This window comes from Streptomyces sp. NBC_00236 (genome assembly GCF_036195045.1).
Taxonomy (GTDB): Bacteria; Actinomycetota; Actinomycetes; order Streptomycetales; family Streptomycetaceae; genus Streptomyces.
The window spans coordinates 1,415,940-1,441,036 of sequence record NZ_CP108100.1 but is presented as its reverse complement, the minus strand read 5'-3'; the positions used below and the strand labels follow the sequence as shown (position 1 = coordinate 1,441,036).

The 25,097-nt window shown below is 72.2% G+C and carries 23 protein-coding genes; 12 read left to right on the top strand and 11 right to left on the bottom strand.

Features of this window, described 5'->3' with window-relative positions; genetic code table 11:
• The first annotated feature begins 3 nt into the window (after positions 1-3).
• The 3 genes from OG446_RS06320 to OG446_RS06310 all read left to right on the top strand — a co-directional run bounded on the left by OG446_RS06320 (position 4) and on the right by OG446_RS06310 (position 2,242).
• Positions 4-1,155, top strand: a complete 1,152-nt coding sequence (locus OG446_RS06320) for an acyl-CoA dehydrogenase family protein (RefSeq protein WP_328893092.1) — start codon at positions 4-6, stop codon at positions 1,153-1,155.
• A gap of 87 nt (positions 1,156-1,242) precedes the next feature.
• Positions 1,243-1,533 (top strand): YiaA/YiaB family inner membrane protein, encoded by a 291-nt coding sequence (locus OG446_RS06315; protein WP_148016097.1) that lies wholly within the window; start codon positions 1,243-1,245, stop codon positions 1,531-1,533.
• An 85-nt stretch (positions 1,534-1,618) separates the two neighbouring features.
• Complete coding sequence (locus OG446_RS06310) at positions 1,619-2,242, top strand: TetR/AcrR family transcriptional regulator (RefSeq protein ID WP_148016098.1); 624 nt, start codon at positions 1,619-1,621, stop codon at positions 2,240-2,242.
• Positions 2,243-2,299: 57 nt separating this feature from the next.
• Here the strand turns inward: OG446_RS06310 and OG446_RS06305 are convergent, their stop codons facing one another.
• Positions 2,300-2,761 carry a MaoC family dehydratase gene (locus tag OG446_RS06305; protein WP_328893091.1) on the bottom strand — a complete coding sequence of 154 codons (462 nt, stop codon included), beginning with the start codon at positions 2,759-2,761 and terminating at the stop codon, positions 2,300-2,302.
• Positions 2,762-2,885: 124 nt separating this feature from the next.
• On the opposite strand from OG446_RS06305, the gene soxR reads away from it, so the two are divergent.
• Positions 2,886-3,359 (top strand): redox-sensitive transcriptional activator SoxR, encoded by a 474-nt coding sequence (gene soxR, locus OG446_RS06300; protein ID WP_328893090.1) that lies wholly within the window; start codon positions 2,886-2,888, stop codon positions 3,357-3,359.
• A 61-nt stretch (positions 3,360-3,420) separates the two neighbouring features.
• Here soxR and OG446_RS06295 read toward each other — a convergent pair whose 3' ends face one another.
• On the bottom strand, positions 3,421-4,032 hold the full coding sequence (locus tag OG446_RS06295) for a hypothetical protein (protein ID WP_328893089.1): 612 nt from the start codon (positions 4,030-4,032) through the stop codon (positions 3,421-3,423).
• A gap of 228 nt (positions 4,033-4,260) precedes the next feature.
• Here OG446_RS06295 and OG446_RS06290 point away from each other — a divergent pair, with 228 nt between their 5' ends.
• The gene (locus tag OG446_RS06290; RefSeq protein ID WP_328893088.1) at positions 4,261-7,107 is read left to right on the top strand and encodes a penicillin acylase family protein; all 2,847 of its coding nucleotides are present in this window, start codon (positions 4,261-4,263) and stop codon (positions 7,105-7,107) included.
• Between the two features lie 77 nt (positions 7,108-7,184).
• Here the strand turns inward: OG446_RS06290 and OG446_RS06285 are convergent, their stop codons facing one another.
• On the bottom strand, positions 7,185-8,456 hold the full coding sequence (locus tag OG446_RS06285; protein ID WP_328893087.1) for an exo-beta-N-acetylmuramidase NamZ family protein: 1,272 nt from the start codon (positions 8,454-8,456) through the stop codon (positions 7,185-7,187).
• Between the two features lie 196 nt (positions 8,457-8,652).
• Here OG446_RS06285 and OG446_RS06280 point away from each other — a divergent pair, with 196 nt between their 5' ends.
• The 3 genes from OG446_RS06280 to OG446_RS06270 are packed head-to-tail and all read left to right on the top strand — an operon-like array spanning position 8,653 to position 11,713.
• The gene (locus OG446_RS06280; RefSeq protein WP_328893086.1) at positions 8,653-9,417 is read left to right on the top strand and encodes an SDR family oxidoreductase; all 765 of its coding nucleotides are present in this window, start codon (positions 8,653-8,655) and stop codon (positions 9,415-9,417) included.
• The gene (locus OG446_RS06275) at positions 9,414-11,072 is read left to right on the top strand and encodes a class I adenylate-forming enzyme family protein (RefSeq protein ID WP_328893085.1); all 1,659 of its coding nucleotides are present in this window, start codon (positions 9,414-9,416) and stop codon (positions 11,070-11,072) included. The genes OG446_RS06280 and OG446_RS06275 overlap by 4 nt, the downstream gene beginning before the upstream one ends.
• Before the next feature lie 47 nt (positions 11,073-11,119).
• Positions 11,120-11,713 carry a TetR/AcrR family transcriptional regulator gene (locus tag OG446_RS06270; protein ID WP_328893084.1) on the top strand — a complete coding sequence of 198 codons (594 nt, stop codon included), beginning with the start codon at positions 11,120-11,122 and terminating at the stop codon, positions 11,711-11,713.
• 4 nt (positions 11,714-11,717) lie between these two features.
• On the opposite strand, the gene OG446_RS06265 is transcribed toward OG446_RS06270, so the two are convergent.
• Positions 11,718-12,599, bottom strand: coding sequence for a LysR family transcriptional regulator (locus tag OG446_RS06265; RefSeq protein WP_328893083.1), 882 nt, complete (start codon positions 12,597-12,599; stop codon positions 11,718-11,720).
• A 74-nt stretch (positions 12,600-12,673) separates the two neighbouring features.
• Here OG446_RS06265 and OG446_RS06260 point away from each other — a divergent pair, with 74 nt between their 5' ends.
• Positions 12,674-12,838, top strand: a complete 165-nt coding sequence (locus OG446_RS06260) for a hypothetical protein (RefSeq protein WP_328893082.1) — start codon at positions 12,674-12,676, stop codon at positions 12,836-12,838.
• A 54-nt stretch (positions 12,839-12,892) separates the two neighbouring features.
• Positions 12,893-17,440 (top strand): HEAT repeat domain-containing protein, encoded by a 4,548-nt coding sequence (locus OG446_RS06255; RefSeq protein WP_328893081.1) that lies wholly within the window; start codon positions 12,893-12,895, stop codon positions 17,438-17,440.
• 74 nt (positions 17,441-17,514) lie between these two features.
• On the opposite strand, the gene OG446_RS06250 is transcribed toward OG446_RS06255, so the two are convergent.
• Entirely contained in the window at positions 17,515-18,729 is a 1,215-nt protein-coding gene (locus OG446_RS06250; protein WP_328893080.1) for an acyl-CoA dehydrogenase family protein, read from the bottom strand.
• Positions 18,730-18,737: 8 nt separating this feature from the next.
• Positions 18,738-19,760: a phosphotransferase family protein gene (locus OG446_RS06245; RefSeq protein ID WP_328893079.1), complete on the bottom strand. Its 1,023-nt coding sequence runs from the start codon at positions 19,758-19,760 to the stop codon at positions 18,738-18,740.
• A gap of 153 nt (positions 19,761-19,913) precedes the next feature.
• Between OG446_RS06245 and OG446_RS06240 the strand changes: the two genes are divergently transcribed.
• Both OG446_RS06240 and OG446_RS06235 read left to right on the top strand, forming a co-directional pair.
• A complete protein-coding gene (locus OG446_RS06240; protein ID WP_328893078.1) occupies positions 19,914-21,203 on the top strand; it encodes a glucarate dehydratase family protein in 1,290 nt (429 codons plus the stop codon).
• Positions 21,204-21,263: 60 nt separating this feature from the next.
• On the top strand, positions 21,264-22,199 hold the full coding sequence (locus OG446_RS06235) for an NADP-dependent oxidoreductase (RefSeq protein WP_328893077.1): 936 nt from the start codon (positions 21,264-21,266) through the stop codon (positions 22,197-22,199).
• 112 nt (positions 22,200-22,311) lie between these two features.
• Here OG446_RS06235 and OG446_RS06230 read toward each other — a convergent pair whose 3' ends face one another.
• Genes OG446_RS06230 through OG446_RS06210 form a run of 5 tightly spaced genes read right to left on the bottom strand, consistent with a single transcriptional unit; the run spans position 22,312 to position 25,052 of the window.
• Positions 22,312-22,623, bottom strand: a complete 312-nt coding sequence (locus OG446_RS06230) for a DUF202 domain-containing protein (RefSeq protein WP_328893076.1) — start codon at positions 22,621-22,623, stop codon at positions 22,312-22,314.
• On the bottom strand, positions 22,620-23,015 hold the full coding sequence (locus tag OG446_RS06225) for a YidH family protein (RefSeq protein ID WP_328893075.1): 396 nt from the start codon (positions 23,013-23,015) through the stop codon (positions 22,620-22,622). Before OG446_RS06225 ends, OG446_RS06230 begins: the two co-directional genes overlap by 4 nt.
• A 43-nt stretch (positions 23,016-23,058) precedes the next feature.
• Positions 23,059-23,571 (bottom strand): NUDIX domain-containing protein, encoded by a 513-nt coding sequence (locus tag OG446_RS06220; protein ID WP_328893074.1) that lies wholly within the window; start codon positions 23,569-23,571, stop codon positions 23,059-23,061.
• 33 nt (positions 23,572-23,604) lie between these two features.
• Positions 23,605-24,378 (bottom strand): glucose 1-dehydrogenase, encoded by a 774-nt coding sequence (locus tag OG446_RS06215; protein WP_328893073.1) that lies wholly within the window; start codon positions 24,376-24,378, stop codon positions 23,605-23,607.
• A 35-nt stretch (positions 24,379-24,413) separates the two neighbouring features.
• Complete coding sequence (locus OG446_RS06210) at positions 24,414-25,052, bottom strand: TetR/AcrR family transcriptional regulator (protein WP_328893072.1); 639 nt, start codon at positions 25,050-25,052, stop codon at positions 24,414-24,416.
• Positions 25,053-25,097 lie beyond the last annotated feature (45 nt).

Genomic DNA, 25,097 nt, shown 5'->3' with positions numbered 1-25,097 from the left:
AGGATGAACCTGGAGCTCAGCGAGGAGCAGGAAGCCGTCCGGCAGCTCGCCAAGGACTTCGTGGCCCGGGACATCGCCCCGCACGTCGTCGAGTGGGACCGGGCCGAGAACGTCGACAAGTCGATCGTGAAGAAGCTGGGCTCCCTCGGCTTCCTCGGGCTGACGGTCCCCGAGGAGTACGGCGGTTCGGGCGGCGACCATCTGACGTACTGCCTGGTGACCGAGGAGCTCGGCCGCGGGGACTCCTCGGTGCGCGGCATCGTCTCGGTCTCGCTCGGCCTGGTCGCCAAGACCGTCGCCGCGTGGGGCGACGAGGAGCAGAAGCGGCAGTGGCTGCCCCGGCTGACCTCCGGTGACGCCGTCGGCTGCTTCGGCCTCACCGAACCGGGCACGGGGTCGGACGCCGGGAATCTGACGACGAGGGCCGTCCGGGACGGGGGTGACTACGTCATCAACGGCAGTAAGATGTTCATCACCAACGGCACCTGGGCCGATGTGGTGCTGCTCTTCGCCCGCACCAACGAGACCCCCGGGCACAAGGGTGTGTCCGCCTTCCTGGTGCCCACCGACACCCCCGGCCTCACGAGGCGCACCATCCACGGCAAGCTCGGTCTGCGCGGCCAGGCGACCGCCGAACTGGTCCTGGAGGACGTCCGGGTACCCGCCGGCGCCCTCATGGGCCCGGAGGGCAAGGGCTTCTCCATAGCCATGTCGGCGCTGGCCAAGGGGCGGATGTCGGTCGCGGCGGGCTGCGTCGGCATCGCGCAGGCGGCCCTGGACGCGGCCGTGGGATACGCCGGGGAGCGCGAACAGTTCGGCAAGTCCATCGCGAGCTACCAGCTCGTCCAGGAGCTCATCAGCGACATCTCCGTGGACGTCGACGCCGCCCGACTGCTGACCTGGCGGGTGGCCGACCTGATCGACCGTGGCGAGCACTTCGCGACCGCCGCCTCCCAGGCGAAGCTCTTCGCCTCCGAGGCGGCCGTCCGCGCCGCGAACAACGCCGTCCAGGTCTTCGGCGGTTACGGCTACATCGACGAGTACCCCGTCGGCAAGCTGCTGCGCGACGCCCGGGTGATGACGCTCTACGAGGGCACCAGCCAGATCCAGAAGCTGATCATCGGCCGCGCCCTGACGGGGGTGTCCGCCTTCTGATCCCGCGTGACCCGGACGGCCGGCTGAGTACCGGCCTGAGTACGCCGACGGATGTGGCGTACGCCATACCGCCCGATGCTGGGCGACATGAGTGAGACGACAACGGTCAAGCAGCAGAACACCGCCGCCTTCTACGGCCAGGCCGTCGCGTCCTTCGGGATCGCGATGGGGGCGGTGACGCTCGGAATCTACTTCCTCGACGCCGACGTGTGGGTGCGCGCCTTCCTCGCCATCGGCGTCCTCTACCTCGTCACGTCCGCCTTCACGCTGGCCAAGGTCATCCGGGACCGGCAGGAGGCGGGGCAGATCATCAGCCGGGTCGACCAGGCCCGGCTGGAGAAGATCCTCGCCGAGCACGACCCCTTCCAGAAGCTCTGACGATCTCCCCACACCCTTACCTCTAAGCGCTTGCTCAGGATCGGGGTATGGTGTTCGTCCTGCTGACTGAGAGGGGCGACCGACGATGAGCACGGCGGAGGAGACCGACGGCGAGAACACGCCGTGGTCCGAAGTGACGCCCGAGGCCGCCCGACGGCTCCTCGTGGCGGCCGTCGACGCCTTCGCCGAGCGCGGCTACCACGCGACCACCACACGGGACATCGCGGGCCGTGCCGGGATGAGCCCCGCGGCGCTCTACATCCACTTCAAGACGAAGGAAGAGCTGCTCCACCGGATCAGCAGGATCGGGCACGACCGCGCCCTGACCCTGCTGGAGTCGGCGGCCGACGGCGAGGGCACGGCCACCGAGCGGCTGGCCGGTGCCGTGCGGGCCTTCGTCCGCTGGCACGCCGAGCGGCACACCACCGCGCGTGTGGTCCAGTACGAGCTCGACGCGCTGGCCGAGGAGCACCGCACCGAGATCGTCGAACTGCGCCGCAGGAGCGACGCGGCGGTGCGCCGGATCATCGGCGAGGGTGTGGCGGCGGGAGAGTTCGACGTGTCCGACGTGCCCGGCACCGCACTTGCCGTGCTCTCGCTCTGCATCGACGTGGCGCGGTGGTTCAACGCGCAGGGCAGCCGGACGCCGGACGAGGTGGGGGAGCTGTACGCCGGGCTCGTGCTGCGGATGGTCGCGGCCGGGCGCTGACGGCGCGCGGGCGTGGGTCCCGGCCCCGCGGGGCCGGGACCCACGCCCGCGTACGGCTCAGAAGTAGAAGCGCGACACCGACTCGGCGACGCACGCGGGCTTGTCGCCGCCCTCGCGCTCGACCGTGACGACGGCGGTGACCTGCACGCCGCCGCCCGCCTCCTCGACGCTCTTCAGGACGGCCGTCGCCCGCAGCCGGGAGCCCACGGGCACGGTGGAGGGGAAGCGGACCTTGTTGGTCCCGTAGTTGATGCCCATCTTGGTGTTCTCGACCTGCATGACCTGCGGTACGAGGGCCGGCAGCAGCGAGAGCGTGAGGTAGCCGTGCGCGATCGTCGTCCCGAACGGACCGGCCGCGGCCCGCTCCGGGTCCACGTGGATCCACTGGTGGTCGCCGGTGGCGTCGGCGAAGAGGTCGATCCTCTTCTGGTCGACCTCCAGCCAGTCACTGTGTCCCAGCTGCTCGCCCACGCCGTCACGCAGCTCCTGCGCGGACGTGAAGATCCTCGGCTCTGCCATGTCCCTGCCTTCCCGCTCTCGACCATCCATCGGGTGCCTGTCTAAGCGCTTGCTCAGCATGGTTGGCGGGTGCGTTCCTGTCAACGACGGACCGGGCGCGAATGGGCCACGTAGGGTTCGATGAGTGCCCCAGATCCCACAGACACTCCATGAACTCACGGTCGGCCAGCTCTCCGCGCGCAGCGGCGCCGCGGTCTCGGCCCTGCACTTCTACGAGGCCAAGGGCCTGATCAGCAGCCGCCGCACCAGCGGTAACCAGCGCCGCTACACGAGGGACGCACTGCGCCGGGTCGCCTTCGTCCGCGCGGCGCAGCGGGTCGGCATCCCGCTCGCCACCATCCGTGACGCCCTGGCCGAGCTCCCGGAGGAGCGCACTCCGAACCGGGACGACTGGGCCCGGCTCTCCGAGGCCTGGCGCTCCGAGCTGGATGAGCGGATCCGGCAGCTGGCCAGGCTGCGCGACCACCTCACGGACTGCATCGGCTGCGGCTGCCTGTCGTTGGAGACCTGTGTGCTCTCCAACCCGGACGACATCTCCGGTGAGCGGATCAGTGGCTCGCGCCTCATGCCGGAGGGCAGGGCCGCCGGCAAGGCGTGAGCGGCCGGGCCGGTGTGGCCCCGTCCGGCGGCCGGGGGCGCCGGACGGGCAGCTCCGTTCCTCAGGCGATCGTCGCCAGGTCGCCCAGCCGGGTCAGCCTGGCCCTCGCCAGCGCGTCCGGGGTGAGTACGGGCTGCGGCACCACGATGCCGCAGCCGGCGCAGACCGGGCCGGACCACGGTTCGCTGTCCAGGTCCTGCCGCCACACGATGCGGGCCTGTGCGCACACCGGGCAGCCGGTGCCCGGCTCCGACTCCAGGGCCGAGATCAGCCGGCCCAGGACCTCGGCGAGCGGAGCCGCCGGATGGACCCCCGGGTCCTCGCAGCGCGCGACCCCGTTCCCGCCCCAGGTGTGCCGGTGCCAGTCGTCGAAGGCGGCCGGCCGCCGCAGCCCCTCGTGCTTCTCCTGCTTGCGGCGCTCGGCGAACCCCGCCTCGTAACCGAGCCAGACCGCCCGTGCGGTCTCCAGCTCGTCCAGCGCGCGCATCAGTCGCGCCGGGTCGGGCGCCCGGTCCTCGGGGCCCATTCCGTGCCGGGCGCACAGATGGTCCCAGGTCGCCCGGTGTCCGTACGGTGCGAAGCGTTCCAGGCATTTGCGCAGCGAGTACCGCCGCAGTGCCAGATCGCTCCGCGGATCGCGGACCTGTCTCGCCAGACTCCGGAAACCGGCCATGGCGCCGCCACCTCCGTCGCTCGTACTCCGTTGCCCGTACTTCGGCGTCATTGAGTGGACGTACGCCTGCCCGGATCGGCTCCATCCAAAGGCCGTTCCGTCCACGGAGTGAGATGACGAAGCGTCATGCGACGGATGTGGTGATTCGGAAAAGGTGACCGATGTTCACCTTACCGACGGGTCATACCGTCGGTAACCTCCGGCGCACGGTCTCTCCGAGGAGCACGCATGCCCCCACGCACCCGCATGTCCGTACGCACCGGCAGGACAAGGGCCGCCACCGTCGCGGCCGTTCTCGCCCTTGGTACGTCCCTGCTGGCTTCCGCACCCCACGCCGGCGCCGCCGAGCCGGATCCCGCCCCCGTCGTCGACTACTGCCAGGGACAGTGCGACGACATCCTGCCGCCCGGCGAGAACGGCAACGCCACCCTGGTCGAGATCCTCGGCAACAAGGCCTTCGGCACCCACCCCGCGCACAGCGACGACCAGCTCGACCGCTACGACGGTCTGGTCGCCGGGCACACGGGCCTCACCGACCAGAAGCTGAACGACTTCTTCAACGACGCCTCCTTCGGCGTCGCCAAGGACCAGGTCGAGTCCGTCACCTCGCCGCGCGACGACGTCACCATCACCCGCGACAAGGTGTCGGGCGTCCCGCACATCAAGGGCACCACCCGCTACGGCACCGAGTTCGGCGCCGGCTTCGCGGCCGGGCAGGACCGGCTCTGGCTGATGGACCTCTTCCGCCACATCGGGCGCGGGGAACTGACCTCCTTCGCCGGCGGCGCACTGGCCAACCAGGGCCTGGAGCAGCAGTTCTGGCCGCAGGCCCCGTACACCGAGGCCGACCTGGAGGCCCAGGTCGAGTCCATCAGGACCCAGGAGGGCGCCCGCGGCGAACAGGCCATGGCGGATGCCCAGGCCTATGTGGACGGCATCAACTCCTACCGGGAGAAGTCGAAGAAGGGCCGCTACTTCCCCGGCGAGTACGTCCTCACCGGCAAGATCGACGCCCTCACCAACATCGGCGAGATCCAGCCGTTCAAGCTCACCGACCTGATCTCGATCGCCTCGGTCGTCGGCGGCCAGTTCGGCGGCGGTGGCGGCGGCGAGGTGCAGGCGGCGCTCTCCCTGCTGTCGGCCCAGCAGAAGTACGGCGTCGAGGAGGGCACGAAGGTCTGGGAGTCGTTCCGGCAGCGCAACGACCCCGAGGCCGTGCTGACCGTGCACGACGGCACCGCCTTCCCGTACGCGAACAAGCCCGGCAAGGCCGTGGGCGCGGCGCTCCCGGACCCCGGCTCCGTCACCACCGAGCCGCTCATCCACGACCGCACGGGCTCCGCGGGCACCGACGTGAAGGCACCCGTCAAGGCCCCCGCCACGCTCCGGAAGGCCCAGGGCATCTACGACGACGGAGTCATCCCCGAGGGATCGCTCCCCGGCTCCGGCTCCGGCGCCCAGAAGCGCGGCATGTCCAACGCCCTGCTGGTGTCCGGCAAGCACACGGCGAGCGGCAACCCGGTCGCCGTGTTCGGCCCGCAGACCGGCTACTTCGCCCCGCAGCTGATGATGCTCCAGGAACTCCAGGGACCCGGCATCAGCGCCCGCGGCGTCTCCTTCGCCGGCGTCGGCATGTACATCCAGATGGGCCGCGGCCAGGACTACGCATGGAGCGCCACCTCGGCGGGCCAGGACATCACGGACACGTACGCCGTCGACCTGTGCGAACCCGACGGCTCCACGCCCACCAAGGACTCCACCCACTATCTCTACCGCGGCGCCTGCACCGCCATGGAGAAGCTGGAGCGCACCAACTCCTGGAAGCCGACCGTCGCCGACTCCACGGCGAAGGGCTCCTACCGGATGCAGGTGTGGCGCACCGGGTACGGCATCGTCACCCACCGCGCCACCGTGGGCGGCAAGCCCGTCGCGTACACCACGCTGCGCACCACCTACCGGCACGAGGCCGACTCGATCATCGGCTTCCAGATGCTCAACGACCCGTCGTACGTCACCGACGCCGCGTCCTTCCAGCGGGCGGCGAGCAACATCGACTACGCCTTCAACTGGTTCTACGCGGACTCCCGCACCGCCGCCTACTACAACAGCGGCATGAACCCGGTACGGGCGACGGGCGTCGACCCGGCGCTGCCCGTCCGGGCCGAGAAGGCGTACGAGTGGCAGGGCTACGACCCGGCGGCCAACACCGCCGCGTACACCCCCTTCGCCGAGCACCCGCACTCCAGCGGCCAGGACTACTACGTCTCCTGGAACAACAAGCAGGCCGAGGGGTACGCCTCCGCGGGCTTCGGGCTCAGTGCCGTGCACCGGGCCGATCTGCTCGACGACCGGGTCGCGAAGCTGGTCGAGGAGGGCGGCGTGACCCGCGCCTCCCTCACCCGGGCGATGGCGGACGCCGCGCTCACCGATCTGCGCGGCGAGCAGCTGCTCCCCGAACTGCTCAAGGTGATCCGCTCCCAGCCGGTCACCGACCCGGAGCTCAACGCGGTGGTCCAGCAACTGGACTCCTGGCGGGCGGCGGGAGCCCAGCGCAAGGAGAGCAGCCCGGGCTCGCACACGTACACCTACGCCGATGCCGTACGCATCATGGACGCCTGGTGGCCGAAGCTGATTGAGGCCGAGTTCAAGCCGGGACTGGGTGACGATCTGTACGGGGCGCTGACCGCGAACCTCGCCACGGACGAGTCCCCGGCGGCCAGCCACGGGCCGAGCGGCGCTCACAGCGGTTCGGCGTTCCAGTACGGCTGGTGGGGCTTCGCCGACAAGGATCTGCGCCAGGTGCTGGGGCAGCCGGTCAAGGGGCCGCTGGCCAGGCCCTACTGCGGCAACGGCGATCTGAGCAGCTGCCGGGCGGCGCTGCTGTCCACGCTGAAGCAGGCGGCGGCGGTGCCGGCGGCCGAGGTCTACCCGGCCGACGACACCTGCAAGGCCGGTGAGCAGTGGTGCACCGACTCGATCATCCACCGGGCGCTGGGCGGGATCGCGCAGAAGGCGGTCCACTGGCAGAACCGCCCGACGTACCAGCAGGTGGTGGAGTTCCCGGCGCACCGCTGAGGGCTGTCCCGAGGAACAGCCGGCCGGGCGGGCCCGCACACATGGTTCACCCATGCACGCGGGCCCGCCCGCCAGGCTCACCGGTACTGCAAGTACCGCTTCCGCACCGCGCGGAACGCGGCGAGGTCCTCCGCCCAGGCGCCCACCACCTCATCCGTGTCCGCACCCGCGTCGATCATCGTGCGGACCCGGGTGTTGCCGGTGAGCTTGTCGATCCAGTTGTCCGGCCGCCAGGCGAACCCGCTCCAGGTCTGCTTCGCCGTGACGAGCAGCGCGATCCCGGTGCGTACCGGGTCGAAGACCTCGCGGTCCTGGACGTGCACCTGCACCCCGCCCACCGTCCTGCCCTGGAACTTGGAGAACGTCGGCGCGAAGTACGCCTCGCGGAACGCCACTCCGGGCAGGTCCAGCGCGTTGGCCGCAGCCGCCCAGGTGTGGTCGACGCCTTCGGCCCCCAGCAGTTCGAACGGCCGGGTCGTGCCGCGCCCCTCGGAGAGGTTCGTGCCCTCGAACAGGCAGGTGCCCGAGTACACCAGCGCGGTCTCGGGGGTGGGCATGTTGGGGCTCGGCGGCACCCACGGCAGCCCGGTCCCGTCGAAGAAGTCCGAGCGCGACCACCCCGACATCTTCACGATCTCCAGCTCGGCCGGACGGTCCGCCAGGAACTCGCCGTTGAACAGCAGCGCCAGTTCGGTGACCGTCATGCCGTGCGCCTGCGAGATCTCCCGGCGCCCCACGAAGGTGCCGAACGCGGGATCGAGCACGGGTCCGAGTGCCGCCCGTCCCGTCACCGGGTTCGGCCGGTCGAGCACCACGAACCTCTTCCCCGCGAGGGCGGCCGCCTCCAGACAGTCGTACAGCGTCCAGATGTACGTGTAGAAGCGGGCGCCCGCGTCCTGGATGTCGAAGACAACGGTGTCCACGCCGGACGCGGTGAAGACGTCGGCGAGCGCCTGCCCGCTCTTCAGGTAGGTGTCGTAGACCGGCAGCCCGGTCGCCGGGTCGTCGTACCGGCCCTCCGAGCCGCCCGCCTGCGCGGTGCCGCGGAAGCCGTGCTCGGGGCCGAAGACCGCGGTCAGGTCCACCCGGTCGTCCGGGTGCATCACATCGACGATGTGGCGCACATCGGAGGTGATCCCGGTGGGGTTGGTGACCACACCGACACGCTGCCCCTTCAGCAGGGCGTAGCCGTCCGCCGCGAGCCGGTCGAAGCCGGTGCGGACCCGGCCGTGCCCACCGCCGTGGCCGTGCGAGCCGTGGGCGGCGGCCGGTCCTGCTGTCGCCGCCGTCGCGGCGAGGGCTCCCACCGCACCGCCGGCCGCCAGCAGACCACGTCGGGACAAGCTCATCGCGCTACCTCCATGATCGAGATATCTGTCATGGCCACGCACCGTAGCGTGCTCGCGGGTCGCTGGGAACGACGCGGGCGGACGGGGCGGCATTGTCAATGGCGCAACCTCTGGCGTCCGGTGGCCTGCACCCCTTCCCCGACGACATACCGACCGGTTAGTCTGCCGGTGCAGTCGGCTGAGAGAGGCGGGACCGATGAGTACGGTGCAGGGCGCGGGCGTAGTGGTCACGGGAGCCGGAGGCGGCATCGGCGCCGCGCTGGCCCGCAGATTCGCCGCCGAGGGCGCACGGGTCGTGGTCAACGACCTCGACGAGGGCCGGATCAAGGCGCTGGCCGAGGAGATCGGCGGCATCGCGGTCGCCGGCGACGCCTCACAGATCGTCGAAGCCGCACGGGACGCGCTGGACGGCACGGTGGACGTCTACTGCGCCAACGCCGGCCTCGCCTCACCCGGTGATGTCCTCGCCGACGAGGAGGTCTGGGCGGCGGCCTGGGACGTCAACGTGATGGCCCATGTCCGCGCGGCCAGGGTGCTGGTCCCGGACTGGCTGGAGCGCGGCAGCGGCAGGTTCGTCTCCACGGCCTCCGCCGCCGGACTGCTGACGATGATCGGCGCGGCGCCGTACAGCGTCACCAAGCACGGCGTGGTCGCCTTCGCCGAGTGGCTCTCGCTCACCTACCGCCACCGCGGCATCAAGGTCCACACGATCTGCCCGCAGGGCGTGCGTACGGACATGCTCACCGGTGCCGGATCGGCCGGGAAGCTCGTCCTCGCGCCCAGCGCGATCGAGCCCGAGGACGTCGCCGAGGCCCTCTTCGACGCCATGGCCGAGGACCGCTTCCTCGTTCTGCCCCACCCCGAGGTCGCCGGCTACTACCGGGCCCGCACCGAGGACACCGACCACTGGCTCGGCAGTATGAACCGCCTTCAGCGCAAGTGGGAGGAGACCGGCGCATGAGCGAGTCGATCTACGCGGCGAAGCCCTGGCTCCCGCTGCTGAGCGAGGCCCAGCGGGCCCCCGTCCACCCCGCCGAGACCCTGGTGCACGCCTTCCGTGACTCCGTCGCCCGGGCCCCCGGCCACCCGGCACTCGCCTACTTCGACGGACGCCTCACCTACCGCGAGGCCGACGAGCTCTCCGACTCCGTGGCCGGGCACCTCGCCGCCCGGGGCCTGGAGCGCGGCGACCGGGTCGCGATCATGCTGCAGAACTCCCCGCAGTTCGTGCTCGCGCTGCTCGGCGCCTGGAAGGCCGGGGCGACGGTCGTTCCGCTCAACCCGATGTACAAGTCCGCCGAGGTCGGTCACGTACTGAAGGACGCCGAGGTCACGGCGCTGATCTGTTCGGACCGGGCCTGGGAGGCGTATCTGCGGGACACCGCCGCCGGCGCCCTGTCGGTCCGGATCGCCGTCATCGCCTGCGAGCTGGACCTCCAGACTTCGAGCGACGAGCGGGTGCTGAACTTCGAGCGGCTGCCGCCCGCCTACGACGCCGACGACCTGGTGGCCGTCGCCCGGCAGGGTCTCGCGGCCCCCGCCGGCCGGGAGCTCGCCGCCACCGACGTGGCGCTGATCAGCTACACCTCCGGGACGAGCGGCACCCCCAAGGGCGCCATGAACTCCCACGGCAACATCATGGTCAACGCCGAGCGCCAGCGCACCGGCCACCCCATCGCCGAAGGCTCCGCCTACTTCGCCCTCGCCCCGCTCTTCCACATCACCGGCATGGTCTGCCAGCTGGCCGCCTGCCTCGCCAACGCGGGCACCCTGGTGCTGGCGTACCGCTTCCACCCGGGTGTCGTCCTCGACGCCTTCACCGAACACCGGCCCGCGTACACCGTCGGCCCGTCCACCGCCTTCATGGCGCTCGCCGCGACCCCCGGTGTCACTCCCGAGCACTTCGCCTCCTTCCAGGTGATCTCCTCGGGCGGCGCGCCGCTGCCGCCCGCGCTCGTCGAGAAGTTCCGGGCGGGCTTCGGCCCGTACATCCGCAACGGCTACGGCCTCACCGAGTGCACCGCCCCCTGTGCCTCGGTGCCGCCCGAGCGCGAGGCACCCGTCGACCCGGTCTCCGGCACCCTCTCGGTCGGCGTGCCCGGCCCGGACACGGTCGTGCGGATCATCGACGAGAACGGGGCCGAGGTCCCCTTCGGCGAGCAGGGCGAGATCGCGGTGCGCGGCCCGCAGGTCGTGTCCGGCTACTGGCGGCTGCCCGAGGCCACCGCCGCCGCCTTCCCGGACGGCGAACTGCGCACCGGCGACATCGGCTTCATGGACCGCGAGGGCTGGCTCTACGTCGTCGACCGCAAGAAGGACATGATCAACGCCTCCGGCTTCAAGGTCTGGCCGCGCGAGGTCGAAGACGTCCTCTACACCCACCCGGCCGTGCGCGAGGCCGCCGTCGTCGGCGTCCCCGACACCTACCGGGGCGAGACGGTCCGCGCCTACGTCAGTCTGCGGCCCGGCGCCTCGGTCGAACCCGGCGAATTGGGTGCGTACTGCAAGGAACGGCTCGCCGCGTACAAGTATCCGCGCGAAGTCGAGATCCTGACGGAACTTCCCAAGACCGCAAGTGGGAAGATCCTCAGGCGGGAACTGCGTTCACCCCGCTAGAACCGGTTCACGCAACCCACATGACTCACGGAAGGAAGGTGGCGGCTATGGCCAAGGCGACGGACGGGAGCGGTACCCCCGTCCCCCAGCGGCTGCTGGCCGCCGCCACCCGGCTCTTCGCCGAGCAGGGGTACGACCGCACCTCGGTCCAGGAGATCGTCGAGGCGGCCGGCGTCACCAAGGGCGCGCTCTACCACTACTTCGGCTCCAAGGAGGACCTCCTCCAGGAGGTCTACGCCCGGGTCCTGCGGCTCCAGCAGGAGCGTCTCGACGCCTTCGCGGAGGCCGACGCCCCCGTCGAGCAGCGGCTGCGCGAAGCCGCTGCCGACGTGGTCGTCACCACCATCGAGAACCTCGACGACGCCTCGATCTTCTTCCGCTCCATGCACCACCTGAGCCCCGAGAAGAACAAGCAGGTACGGGTGGAGCGGCGCCGCTACCACGAGCGCTTCCGGGCCCTCGTGGAGGAGGGGCAGCGCAGCGGGGTGTTCTCCTCGGCCACCCCCGCGGACCTGATCGTCGACTACCACTTCGGCTCGGTCCACCACCTGTCGACCTGGTACCGGCCGGACGGCCCGCTGACCCAGCAGGAGGTCGCCGACCACCTCGCCGACCTGCTGCTGCGCGCGTTGCGGCCCTGATCCGTCAGGCCGGTCCACCACCGGCCAGCCGCCCCAGCAGCGCCTCCGCCGCCGGATTGCGCGGCCGGGGCGCCCGGCCCACCAGCACCACGGTCCGGCCCGGCTCCGGCTGCCGGATACTGACGCACGGCAGCCCGGCGTCCTCGCCGATGCGGCGCGGCACGATCGCGACGCCGATGCCCGCCCGTACGAGGTCGACGAGCAGCCGGATCTGCGTCACGTCACAGGTGATCCGGCGTTCCAGACCGCAGTGCGCGGCCAGCCGCCGCACCGCCGTCTCCAGGCCGGTGCCCGCGCGGAAGTCCACGAACGGCTCGTCGGCCAGGTCCTTGATCAGGGTGCGCCCGGCCGTCGCGAGCCGGTGGCCCGGCGCCGTGATGAGCACCAGGTCCTCCTGCCAGGACGCGAAGGCCGTGATGCCCTCCGGGAGTTCGGCCGCGTCCGGTGCGAGATAGGCGAGGTCCAGCTCGCCGGCGCGGACCCCCGCGACCAGTTCCGGGGTCGTCGCCTCGCGCAGCGAGATCTGCACCCCGGGCCACAGCCGGTGGAACGCGGCGAGTTCGGCGGCCAGGTCCACGCACGTCAGCGTCTGGATCGTGCCGATCCGCACCCGTCCGGTGGCCAGCCCCGAGACGGCGGCCACCGCCTCGCGTGCCGCGTCCGTCCCGGCCAGCACCGTACGGGCCGAGGGCAGCAGCGCCCGGCCGGCCTCGGTGAGGACCACCCGCCGGCCGGTCCGTTCGAACAGATCGGCTCCCAGCTCCCGTTCGAGGTTGCGGACGGAGGTGCTGAGGGCGGACTGCACGATCAGTTCCGCGCGGGCGGCGGCGGTGAAGCTGCCGTGCGTGATCACCGCCATGAAGTGGCGGAGCTGCCGAATCTCCATCCATCTACGGTAGCGATCGCAGCCAGCGAATCCATCTGTTGGACCGAAGGGCTTGGCGGGGCGAAGGTGGATACATGGCGCACATCCAGGTTTCGACGCGTGTCCCCGCTCTGTGGAAGGTGGCCTACGGGCCGCACCGGCCGAGAGCCGTCCGGGCCCTCGCCCGGTGCCTCCTGCGGGTACGGGCCTTCGCTCGCGAACTGGCCCTCGCCGACCACGTACCGTACGGCGGCTACTGACGCGGTCCGAAATGACGTTGCCGGAGCCCCGGCGTACCCGGTTAGCATCCGACGATGCGGACACCGGTCGACGAAGAGCTCCGTGCCCTGGGCCGACTTCTCGGGGACACGGACCCCGGGCAGCGTCACGCGGCGCTGGTCCGGCTGGACGAGCGCGTCACCGGGTGCCCGCCCTGCGACGACGGCGAGGCCGACGCACTCGCCGGAATCCTGCCCGCCTCACTCACCGGGCTGCCGGAGGCCGATCTTCTCCTGGCGGAGCTCTACGAGCGGCTCGGCCACCGGCTGGACGGCCGCCCCCGGCCGCCGTGGCGCACGGCCGGGCGCCTGCCGGCCCGGGTACGGATCGCCTGGCTGCGCGCCGACGTGCTGCACGACCCCGAGGTGCTCCGGGACGAGCCCCCGGGCGAGCTCCTGTACCAGGCCGTGCGGGGTGCGGGGATCACCGGCGCGTACCGGCCGGCGCTCCTGGTGGACGAGTTGGCGGGCAGCGGCGACCCGGTCCTTCAGGCCGAGGCGCTGCGGCTGGCCCGGGAAGGGCTGCACGGCGGACTGCTGGCCCCGGCGCTGGTCCGGGAGAAGCTGACCGCCCTGCTGGGAGCCGCCGGATCCCCGGTCGTCGCGGACGCGCTGGACGCCATCGCCGAACCGTGGGCGGCGATGGACCCGCTGCCGCCCGGCCTCTTCGCCCCGTACCTCTTCCGTGATCCGGCCGGGCAACCGGCCCGGGACGCCGTGCGGGAGCGGCCCGCGGTGGCCGACGCCGCCCTCGCGGCCGCCGCGCGCCACGGGCACCGGGACCTGCTGTTCCGGGTCGTCGCGGACCCACACCTCGCACCGGGCCTTCGGCGACGCGGAATGGAACTGCTCGGCGAACTGGCGGACCGCGACGACATCGGCGAGCTCACGGCCGTCGCCGCCCGCGATCCCCTGCTGCTCGGCGGCCCGGCCGTGGTCTGCCTGCGCGGTCTCCACCGCCGCGGGCACTTCCCGGACGGCCCGCAGGTCCGCGCCGTCATCGGCCTGGCCCTGTCCGACCACTCGATCCCGCCCCACGACGTGGCGACGATCCTCTTCACCTCCCGGAACGAGACGCTGCGCGTCCTCACCGACGTGCCGGCCGACGATCCGGGCTGGCCGCGCCGGCTCGCCCTGCTCGTCGCCCTGGCCGGGCAGGGGGCCGGAGACCTTTCGGTCGGGGACGCCGTCGCCCGCGTACTGCCCTCGGCCCCCGCACCCGGGCCCTTCCTCGACGCGATACGCGAACTGCGCCACGCGGACGCCGAGGAGGCCGTCATCGCCCTGCTCCCCTCGGCGCCGGCCGCGGCACTGGACACGCTGGAGGCGATCGGCGGCGACCGGACGGTACGCGCCCTGTGCGAAGGACTGGGCCTGCCCACGGGCGGGACGGCGCCGCATCTGCGCCCCGTACGCAGCCGGGCCCTGGAACTCCTGTGGCAGCTGAACCGCGATCCGGACCTGCGCGGTGCCCTTCTCGCCCGCCTCGACCCGGTCGATCTGCCGCCGCGCATCGCGGCCGACCTCGGCGGACCGGACGCGCGGGAACTGGCCCTGCTGAGCTCCCACCTTGACCCGGACGCGCCGGTGGCGTCCCTGTGCCGGCTGGCGGCCCACGGCGACGCCACCACCCTCCCGGTCATCGCCGACCTGCTGCTGCGCGTCGTGGCCGGGCAGGCCGAGGCGCGCAGCCCGGACGCGGTTCCCCGGACCGGGGAACACGGGCAGCCGGCCGGTGAGCCCGCGGTGCCGCAGGAGGTCCTGGACGCCGTGAGCGCCCTGGGCCGACGACTCCACGGGCGGGGCGCGATCCGGCCCGTCTGCCTGCTCGGTGCCGCGGACGCGCGGGAGGCCGGGAACGCGCTGGTCGCGACGGTGGCGATGGACCTGCTGGACCGCCCCGGCCTGTCGGACGACGAGCACGTGGTCCTCCTCGAACTGCTGCTCAGGGCGCCCTGGAAGGGCACCCGCGCGCGGGTGCACCGACTGCTGCGCCACCGGGACCGGCACGTCCGCAAGCATGCCGTCGCACTGCTGGCCCAGGACGCGACGGGCGAGGACGCCCAGGCGCTCTCGGCGACGCTGATCGCGCTGACCAGGGCCCAGGACGTCCAGACCGTCCGGCAGGCCCTGCTCGCCCTGGGCCATGCCCGGGCCCACTGGGCGAGCGCCGCCATCGCCGGCTGCCTCGACCACCCGAACATGAACATCAGGAAGACGGCGGCCGAGGCCCTGGTCCGGGCAGGGGCACCGGTCGCGCTCCCGAAGCTTCTCTCCCGGCTCGGACAGGACAGCAATCCCGGTCTGCGCGCGGCCCTCGTCGCCGCCCTGCGCGCCATCCTCGGCGACGCCTACGAGGCCACCCTCGTGGCCGCCGCCGAACACAGCCGGGACGACGCCACCCGTCGCCTGCTGCTGGAGGACCTCGACGGCGTCCTCGCCGCACGCTCCCTCCTCGCACCGGACGAGCAGCGCTCGCCGGCGGTGCTCGCCCTCGCCCCGGTGGCGTTCCGCCGGGCCGCGCACGCCTCCGGCACCGTGAAGGATCTGGCACGGACCGCGGCCCGCCACAGGACCACCGCACCGGCCGCCCGTGCGGACCGTGACATCCAGGCCCTGGTGACCGGGGGCTGGGACCCCGGGACCGCGCTGCGACTCGCCCGGCTGGACGAGCTGCCCCGACCCTTCCGGCCGAGCGGGCTGCGGCCGATGGTGGGCGACTGGCTCGCGCTGGCGGGCTCCCGGCCGTTGACCCGGGACAAGGCGCTCCGGAGCAAGGTGCTGCGGTTCGTGCTGTGGTTGTGCGCCGAGCCGCGGAGCGACGAGGAGCTCAGGGCGTTCTCCCGGTCCGCGCCCGTCCTGCTGGACGCGCTGGCCGATGCCCGGGACGGGGACCGGCACGATCTGATCGCCGCGCTCGAAGCCGTCGCGCCGCTGCTGACGGCCACCGCGAGAACGGCAGCCGTTGCCGCCGTACGCGCCCTGGACCCCGCGCCGGCCAGGCCGAGCCGGTCCACGCTGACCCTGCTGCGCCGCCTCGGCGCCGTCCTGGTCCGCCCCGATCTGGACCGGGCCCTCGCGGATGCCCGGCTCGACGCCGACCCCCGGCGGGCCGGGACCACCGTGCTCGCGGAGGCCTTCGCCGTACCGGAGCACGCCGACGCCGCGCCCCTGCCCGCCGGGACCAGGGCCTGGCGGGCCGCGCTGGCCCACGCGGTCCGGGCACCGGACGCCCTGGCGGAGTTCCGCCGCACGGACGACGGCACGGTCCCCTCGCGGGACCGGCTGACCGCGCTGGTCGAGGCGTACCCCGGTGCGGGTCCGGGGATCCGCGCCGCGCTCGTCGACTGGATGACGTGGCTCCAGCCCCTCGACGCGCCACCCTGGACCCTCGCGGAGACCGCCCGCACACCGGAGCCGTCGCCGCGCCGGGTCCGCGTCGACGACCTGGACCAGCCGCGTTCGGCGGCCCTGCGGGAGCGGCTGCTCGCCATGCTGGGTTCGGACGAGGCGGAGCGCAGGCAGACCGCGGCCGAGGTGCTGGCACGGTGGCCCGAGCCCGAGGCCCGCCTGGTGGTGCTTCGCGCGTACCTCCGCGGCCGGATCGGTCTGCCGGCCGGAGCCGGCCCCGCCCGCGCGCTCGGTGCCATCGGCGAGACGGAACTGCGTGGCGACGGGATTCTGCGCGACCGGGTGGCACGCATGGCCGCGGAGCTCGGCCCGGCGGAGAGGCAACGGCTGGTCCCGCTGCTGCTGGAGTGGTGGGAGCACGCACCGCCCGCCGTGGCCCGCGCCGTCGGGGACACGTTGCGGGCGCATCCCGCAGACGCGCTGGCCGAGGCGCTCGGCGACCGCCTCGACGCCGGGGCCTGGGGATACCTGGACCTGCTCGCCGGACGCCCGCTTCTGCGCACCCAGGCCCTGACCCGGACCCGCAGCCGCCTGCGTGCCGAAGGGCGCACCGGACTCGCCGACCGGCTGTGCCTCGTGGAGGGGCCACTGCGGGGTCCGGACGCAGGGCAGCAGGACGCGGCGGCACTGGCAGCCCTCCGCGACCGTGCCGCCGGTCCCACCGCGACGGGCCACCGCCCGACGCGGCAGGAACTGCTGGACCTCGCCGGGTCCGGCACACCGGAACAGATCTGCCGGGCGCTCACGGAACTGGCAGCCGGGCACCCCGGCCCCGAACCGGACGGGGACCCGCAACTACTGGACCTGCTGGGAGCGTTGCTCACCCACCCCAGGCCCAGGGTCCGGCTGCGCGCCCACCGGACCTCACGGACGATGCTCGGCCGGAACGCCCATCTGCGCCACACCGAACTCCTGCTGGACGACCCCCGGCCGGACGTGGTGCGCATGGCCGTCCTGACGCTCTGCCGGGCGGGCTGGGAGCCGGCGGTTCCCTCGGTGACGGCACTGCTCGGGCACCCGCACGCCGTCGTGCGCGAGGCAGCGGCGGAGGGGCTGGTCGGGCTGGGCGCGGCGGCGGTCCCGGCGCTCCGCCGTGCCACCGCCCGGGCCCGGCCCGACCGGCGCTCCCGGTACACGGAGGTCCTGGACCGGATCGGCACCGGCGAAGACTGACGCGGACCGCGGACCGCGGACCGCGGACCGCGAACCGCGGCCCCGGCCGGCCGGGCCACCGCCTGCAGGTACCTCTACAGGTACTTCTTGATCTCCCGCCGCGCCAGCGAGCGCTGGTGCACCTCGTCCGGACCGTCGGCCAGCCGCAGCGTCCGCGCCGCCGCCCACAGTTCGGCCAGCGGGAAGTCCTGGCTGACCCCGCCCGCGCCGTGCAGCTGCACCGCCTGGTCGAGGATGGAGACGACCGCGCGCGGGGTGGCGATCTTGATGGACTGGATCTCGGTGTGCGCACCGCGGTTGCCGACCGTGTCCATCAGCCAGGCCGTCTTCAGCACCAGCAGCCGCAGCTGCTCCACGGTGACCCGGGCGTCGGCGATCCAGTTCTGCACGACGCCCTGCTGGGCGAGCGGCTTGCCGAAGGCCGTACGGGCCACCGCGCGCCGGCACATCAGCTCGATGGCGCGCTCGGCCATGCCGATCAGCCGCATGCAGTGGTGGATGCGGCCCGGGCCCAGCCGCGCCTGGGCGATGGCGAAGCCGCCGCCCTCCTCGCCGATCAGGTTCGTGGCGGGCACCCGCACGTTGTCGAAGACCACCTCGGCGTGACCGCCGTGGTAGTGGTCCTCGTAGCCGTACACCTTCATGGCCCGCTTCACCGTCAGACCCGGGGTGTCGCGCGGGACCAGGATCTGCGACTGCTGGCGGCGGATGTCCTCGCTGTCCGGGTCGGTCTTGCCCATCACGATGAAGATCGCGCAGTCCGGGTTCATCGCCCCGGAGATGTACCACTTGCGCCCGTTGATGACGTAGTCGCCGCCGTCCCGGGTGATCCGGGTCTCGATGTTCGTCGCGTCCGACGAGGCGACCTCCGGCTCGGTCATCGCGAACGCGGACCGGATCTCCCCGGCCAGCAGCGGCTCCAGCCACCGCTTCTTCTGCTCGTCGGTGCCGAACTGGGCGAGCACCTCCATGTTCCCGGTGTCCGGCGCCGCGCAGTTCAGCGCGGTCGGCGCCAACTGCGGGGAGCGGCCCAGGATCTCCGCCAGCGGGGCGTACTGGAGATTCGTGAGGCCGGCACCGTACTCGGCGTCCGGCAGGAAGACGTTCCACAGCCCCTGCTTACGGGCCTCGGCCTTGAGGTCCTCCACCACCTGCGGGGTGTCCCACGGTGACGCCAGCAGTGCGCGCTGCTCCTCCGCGGTCTGCTCGGCCGGGTAGACGTGCTCGTCCATGAAGGTGAGCAGCTTGGCGCGCAGCTCCTCGGTACGGGCGTCGAATGCGAAGTCCATGGGGTGGGTCAGCCTTCCTGGAGGGTGGTGAGGCCGTGCTCGATGAAGACGGGGACGAGGTCGCCGATGCGGTCGAAGCCGCCGCCGACCGTCTGGCCCAGGGTGTAGCGGTAGTGGATGCCCTCCAGGATCACGGCGAGCTTGAACCAGGCGAACGCCGTGTACCAGGAGATGCCGGAGGTGTCCCGGCCGGAGCGTTCGGCATAGCGCTCGATCAGCTCGGCGGGGGAGGGGTGGCCGGCCGCGCCGCTGGTGGTGGAGACCGGGGACTCGGACAGGCCCAGATCGGAGCTGTACATGACCAGCAGACCCAGGTCGGTGAGCGGGTCGCCGAGCGTCGACATCTCCCAGTCGAGGACGGCCTTGATCTCGTCGTCGGCCCCGATCAGCACGTTGTCCAGGCGGAAGTCGCCGTGGACGACCGTGGGAGCGGGGGAGTCGGGCAGCTGTCGGCCGAGCGCCGCGTGCAGCTCGTCGATGCCGGGAAGTTCGCGGTTGCGGGAGGCGTCCAGCTGCTTGCCCCAGCGGCGCAGCTGCCGGTCCAGGAATCCCTCGGGGCGCCCGAAGTCCCCGAGGCCGACGGCCTGCGGGTCCACGGCGTGCAACTCCACGAGGGTGTCGACCAGACCCAGCACCACCTTGCGGGTGCGCTCGGGGCCCAGCGGGGCGAGCTGCTCCGCCGTGCGGTACGGGGTGCCCTCGACGTACTCCATGACGTAGAACGGCGAGCCGATGACCGAGTCGTCCTCGCAGAGCAGCACCGGTTCGGGGACCGGGACGGCCGTCGGGTGCAGCCCGCTGATCACGCGGTGCTCGCGCTTCATGTCGTGCGCGGTGGCCAGCACATGACCCAGCGGCGGCCGGCGGACGACCCATCGGCCGGTACCGTCCGTCACGATGTACGTCAGGTTCGAACGGCCGCCCTCGATGAGCCGGGCTTCGAGCGGTCCGTTCACCAGCCCCGGCCGCTCGCGGTCGAGATGTCCGCGCAAGCGGTCGAGGTCGAGACCTGGCGGGTGGACTGGGCTCATCGTGCGCACCTCCGGGGTGAATGGATCGTCGGTGTTCATGATGCCGACCAGTCGGTATGTCGTCCAGTGAACTTCCGGAACGGAATGTGTGACTCCGGCCCGAATGGTGGGCGGACTCTGGCATTCAGTCGTATGGCTGAATAGAGTTCACGTATGAATACAGACTGGTTGATCGACGAAGTCCGGCTGACCCCGATCCTCATCGCCGACCCGCCGCTCCTCAACACCCAGGGCGTTCACCAGCCCTACACCCCGCGGCTCATCGTGGAGGTCGTCACCCGGGGCGGAGTGACCGGCATCGGGGAGACCTACGGCGACGGGAAGTACCTCGAACTGGCCGAACCCCTGGCCGCGGCCCTGCCAGGACGCCCGGTCAGCGATGTGAACGGCCTCTTCGCCCTTGCCGACGAGGTGTGCGGGGATTCACGCGCGGCCGACGAGCGCGTCGACGCGGGCGGACTGCGCGGCGTCCAGACCGCGGACAAGCTGCGGCTCTCGGTGGTCTCCGGCTTCGAGGTGGCCTGCCTGGACGCCCTGGGCAAGACCCTCGGCCTGCCCGTGCACGCACTGCTCGGCGGCAAGGTCCGCGACAGCGTCGAGTACAGCGCCTACCTGTTCTACCGCTGGGCCCAGCACCCGGACGGCGGCGAACGGGACGACTGGGGCGCGGCCGTCGACCCGGCCGGAGTCGTCGCCCAGGCCCGGCGCTTCGCCCGGGAGTACGGATTCTCCTCCTTCAAGCTGAAGGGCGGCGTCTTCCCGCCCGACGAGGAGATCGCCGCCGTCCGCGCACTGGCCGAGGCGTTCCCCGGGCAGCCGCTGCGCCTGGACCCCAACGGGGCCTGGTCCGTCGAGACCTCGCTGTACGTCGCCGAGCAGCTGGGGGACGTACTCGAATACCTGGAGGACCCCGCGAGCGGCACGGAGCTGATGGCCGCCGTCGCGGCCGGTACCGACGTCCCGCTGGCCACGAACATGTGCGTCACCACGCTCGCCGAGGTCCCGGAGGCCTTCGCCCGGGGCGCCGTCCAGGTCGTCCTCTCCGACCACCACTACTGGGGCGGGCTGCACCGCACCCGTGAGCTGGCCGGCATCTGCCGCACCTTCGGCGTCGGCCTCTCCATGCACTCCAACACCCACCTCGGGATCAGCCTCGCCGCCATGACGCACGTCGCGGCCACCGTCCCCAACCTGGACTACGCCTGCGACAGCCACTACCCCTGGCAGGCCGAGGACGTGATCGCCACCCGTCATGTCTTCGCCGACGGCCGGCTGGCCGTATCCGACGCCCCGGGCCTCGGCGTCGAACTCGACCGGGCACGCCTCGCCGTGCTGCACCGCCGCTGGCTCGACGACGACGGCACGATGCGCGAGCGCGACGACGCCGCCGCGATGCGCAAGGCCGAGCCGGGCTGGGCGACGCCGGCGATCCCGCGCTGGTGACGGTGCGCCCCGCACCCGCCTGAGTTGCGGGTGCCCCGGGCCGGCCCGAGGGTCGAGTACATGAAGGCGATCAGCTACGGCAGGTACGGCGGGGCCGATGTCCTGGAGTACGGGGAGCGCCCCGACCCCAAGGTCGGTCCCGACACCGTCCTGGTGAAGGTACGGGCCGCGGCGGTCAATCCGGTCGACCGCGTCGCGCGGGAGGGGCACCTGGACGCCTCGCTGGACGCGGTGTTCCCGGTGATTCCCGGCTGGGACGTGTCAGGGGTCGTCGTCCAGCCCGGCATCGCCGTCAACGAGTTCGCCGTCGGCGACGAGGTCATCGGATACGTGCGGGAGGACTTCCTCAGCCGCGGCACCTTCGCCGAGTACGTGGCCGCGCCGGTGCGCACCCTGGCCCGCAAGCCGCTGAGCCTGAGCTTCGAGGAGGCCGCGGGCCTTCCCCTGGCCGGTCTCACCGCGTACCAGGTGCTGCACCGCTCGCTGCACATCCGCAACGGCGACACCGTCCTCGTCCACGCGGCGGCCGGCGGCGTCGGCTCGCTGGCCGTGCAGATCGCCCGCCACACCGGATGCAGGGTCATCGGCACCGCGAGCGAACGCAACCACGACCACCTGCGGCAGCTCGGCGCGGAGCCCGTGGCGTACGGCGACGGCCTCGCGGACCGGCTGCGGGCGCTGGCCCCGGACGGGATCGACGCCGCCTTCGACACCGTGGGCGGCGAGGCCCTGCGGGTGTCCGCCGACACCCTCGCACCGGACGGGCGCCTGGCCTCCATCGTGGACAGCGAGGTGTTCTCGTACGGCGGCGTCTACGCGTTCGTACGGCCCGACGCGAAGGATCTGGCCCATCTGGCGGAGCTGGCCGAGCGGGGCATCGTCGCGGTCCATGTGGACCGGGTCTTCCCGCTGGCCGAGGCCGCGGAGGCCCACCGGCTCAACGCCGAGGGCCGGACCCGCGGAAAGATCGTCGTCACCGTGGACTGGGAGAGCTGACCACCGGCGGGCCGCTCGGGACGGGACCGCCGCGGCGAACTCCGCCGCTCAGAACAGCAATAACGCGGAACTCTGTCGCTCAGAACAGCAATAACGCGGCGAACTCCGCCGCTTAGAACAGCATCGCCGCGGCGAACACCGCCAGCGCGACGGTGCACGCCGCGGCCGTCAGCGCCGCGCGGGCCCCCATCGGCTGCGGGCGCGAGGTGCCCATGCCCTGCACCCGCCGGTTCGCCACCCGCAGGAAACCCAGCCAGGCCAGCACGCTCAGCGACAGGGCGACGACCCCGGCCGGGGTGGCCCCGCCGTGCAGGGCCTGCTTCCCGGCCAGCAGCGCGACGACGGTGCAGGACAGCGTCGTACGCCGCCAGGCCAGTCTGGTCCGCTCGGGCTGGAGTCCGGGATCGCGCTCAGCCGCGGTCACCGGCCCTCCCAGCCGAACAGGACCACCACCACCATCGCCACAGCCACCACGGCCACCGCCACACTGAGCAGTGTCGGGAACCGCGACACCGGGAGGTCCTCACCGCGCCGCATCGCCCGCTCGCACCGCACCCAGTGGTTGACGGCCCGCAGCGCGCACAGCACGCCCGCCGCCAGCAGGGCGAGCGCCAGACCGGCACGGACGCCCCACGCCAGCTCCGGCAGGAACTGATCGACCGCGAAACCCCCGCCGATCAGTGCGAGAGCCGTCCGGATCCAGGCGAGGAACGTCCGCTCGTTGGCGAGCGAGAAGCGGTAGTCAGGGGTGTCGCCCTCTTCGCGGATCCGCTGCGGCGCCCACCACAGCCGCAGACTCTGCACAAAATCGTTCACGTACAGACCTTATCTGCTGCTTTGGTGCCAACCTCTGGCCGCTTCAGGACGATGCTTGGAACGCCCGGAGCCGTCGGTAGCCTTCCATGCCGTCCGGCACCCACGGCCAGTCGCCGAGCCGCTCCGCCAGCTCCTCGTCCGTGAGGAAGGCGTGCCAGGCGACCTCCTCCACCTGCGGTTCCACCGGCAGCACGCACCGTACCCGGTAGACGTACGACCACCAGCTGTGGCCGCCGCCCTCGTAGAGGAACTTGAACAGCGGCTCCGGGCGGGGCAGGCCCGTCACGCCCAGTTCCTCCTCGGCCTCCCGCAGTGCCGCCTCGTCGTAGGACTCGCCGGCGCCGACGACCCCGCCGACGAACATGTCGTAGTGGGACGGGAAGACGAGCTTCGTGGCGGTCCTGCGGTGCACGAAGATCCTTCCGTCGGCGTCCCGGGCCTCGATGAAGACGCAGCGATGCGTCAGGCCCCGCGCGGTCGCCTCGCCGCGCGGGGCCCGGCCCACGACGACATCGTTCTCGTCGACGATGTCCAGGATCTCGTCAGAAGGGTTCATGCCCTTCATCCAACAGCAGACCTCCGGCGGTGCTCACTGGCCCATGACGTACTTGACGGTCGGGCCCGTGGTCCAGCCGCCGTCCACGGCGAGTTCGGCGCCGGTGATGTACGAGGCGGCGTCCGAGAGCAGGAAGACGACGGCCTCCCCGATCTCACCGGCCTCGCCGACCCGGCCCATCGGGGTGTTGGGGTAGTTGCCCTCGCCCTGCTGAATACCGACAGAGGCCGTCATCGGCGTGTACACCATGCCGGGGTGCACCGAGTTCACCCGTATCCCCGCCGTGCCGAGCTCCACCGCGCCGACCTTCGTCAGCCCGCGCACGCCCCACTTCGACGCGCCGTAGCTGGAGGTCAGGGCGAGGCCCATCAGACCGGCCGCCGAGGAGATGTTGACGATCGAACCGCCGCCGTTCTCCTTCATCACCGGGATCACCGTCTTCATGCCGATGAAGACGGCCGTCAGGTTGATGTCGATGACCTTGCGGAAATGCTCGACCGTCTCGGTGTCCAGCGGCTGGCCGGTCGAGACCCCCGCGTTGTTGACGAGGCCGTCGATCCGTCCGAACTCGGCGCGGGCGAACGCGGCGACGCGCTGCCAGTCCTCCTCCGAGGTGACGTCGTGGTGGAGGAAGCGGGCCTTCGGGCCGAGCCCGGCCGCGGTGGCGGCGCCCTCCTCGTCGAGTACGTCGGTGATCACCACGTTCGCGCCGCCGGCCACGGCGAGGCGTGCGGCCTCGGCGCCGAGGCCGCGGGCGGCGCCGGTGATGATGACGGTGCGGCCGGTGAGGCTGTTCTTGTCGGTCATGACATGTCCTTCTTGCTTCTTGTGGTGCGGGTGGTTCACGCGCCGTGCGGCGCGGGGGCGTGCAGGAATGCGGTGGTGGTGCCGACGAGGTCGGCGAGGAAGAGCTCCTGCCCGGTCAGCGGTTCCGTGCCGTCGAGCCCTTGGCGGGCCCTGTCGGCCAGCGCCGCGCCGATCAGGGTGAGCGCCAGGTCGAGGCGCTCCAGGCGTACGGGCTGCGGCAGTGCGCCCAGGCGGTCCCCGATCCGGCCGATCAGCCGTCCGTAGGCGGTGCCGTTCAGCGCGGGGTGCAGCCGGCCGGTCCGCAGTCCGGTCTCATGGCTGAGCTGCGCGGAGATCCGCAGACAGCGGCGGCCCCGGTCGTCGGCGAGCAGGCTCGCCTCCGCCGTCACCAGCGCGGTGAGCAGCTCCCGTACGCCGCAGTCCCCGGGCAGCCCGTCGAGCAGCGGGGCGACGACCCGCTCGGTGCGCTCCTGACGGCCGGCCATCACCGCATCGAGCAGCCCGGCACGGGAACCGAAGTGGTACTGCACCGCGGACGGGTTGCTCTGGCCCGCCAGAGCGACGATGTCGCGCAGCTGGGCGCCGTCCGTGCCCTGCGCGGCGAAGATCTCCTCTGCCGCGCGGATCAGCTTGTCCCTGGTCTGTTGTCCCGACTGTCCCGACGTTCTCGCCATGCGACCAATGTAATGCTGGCCATTATTAATTGCCAGACAGGCCGG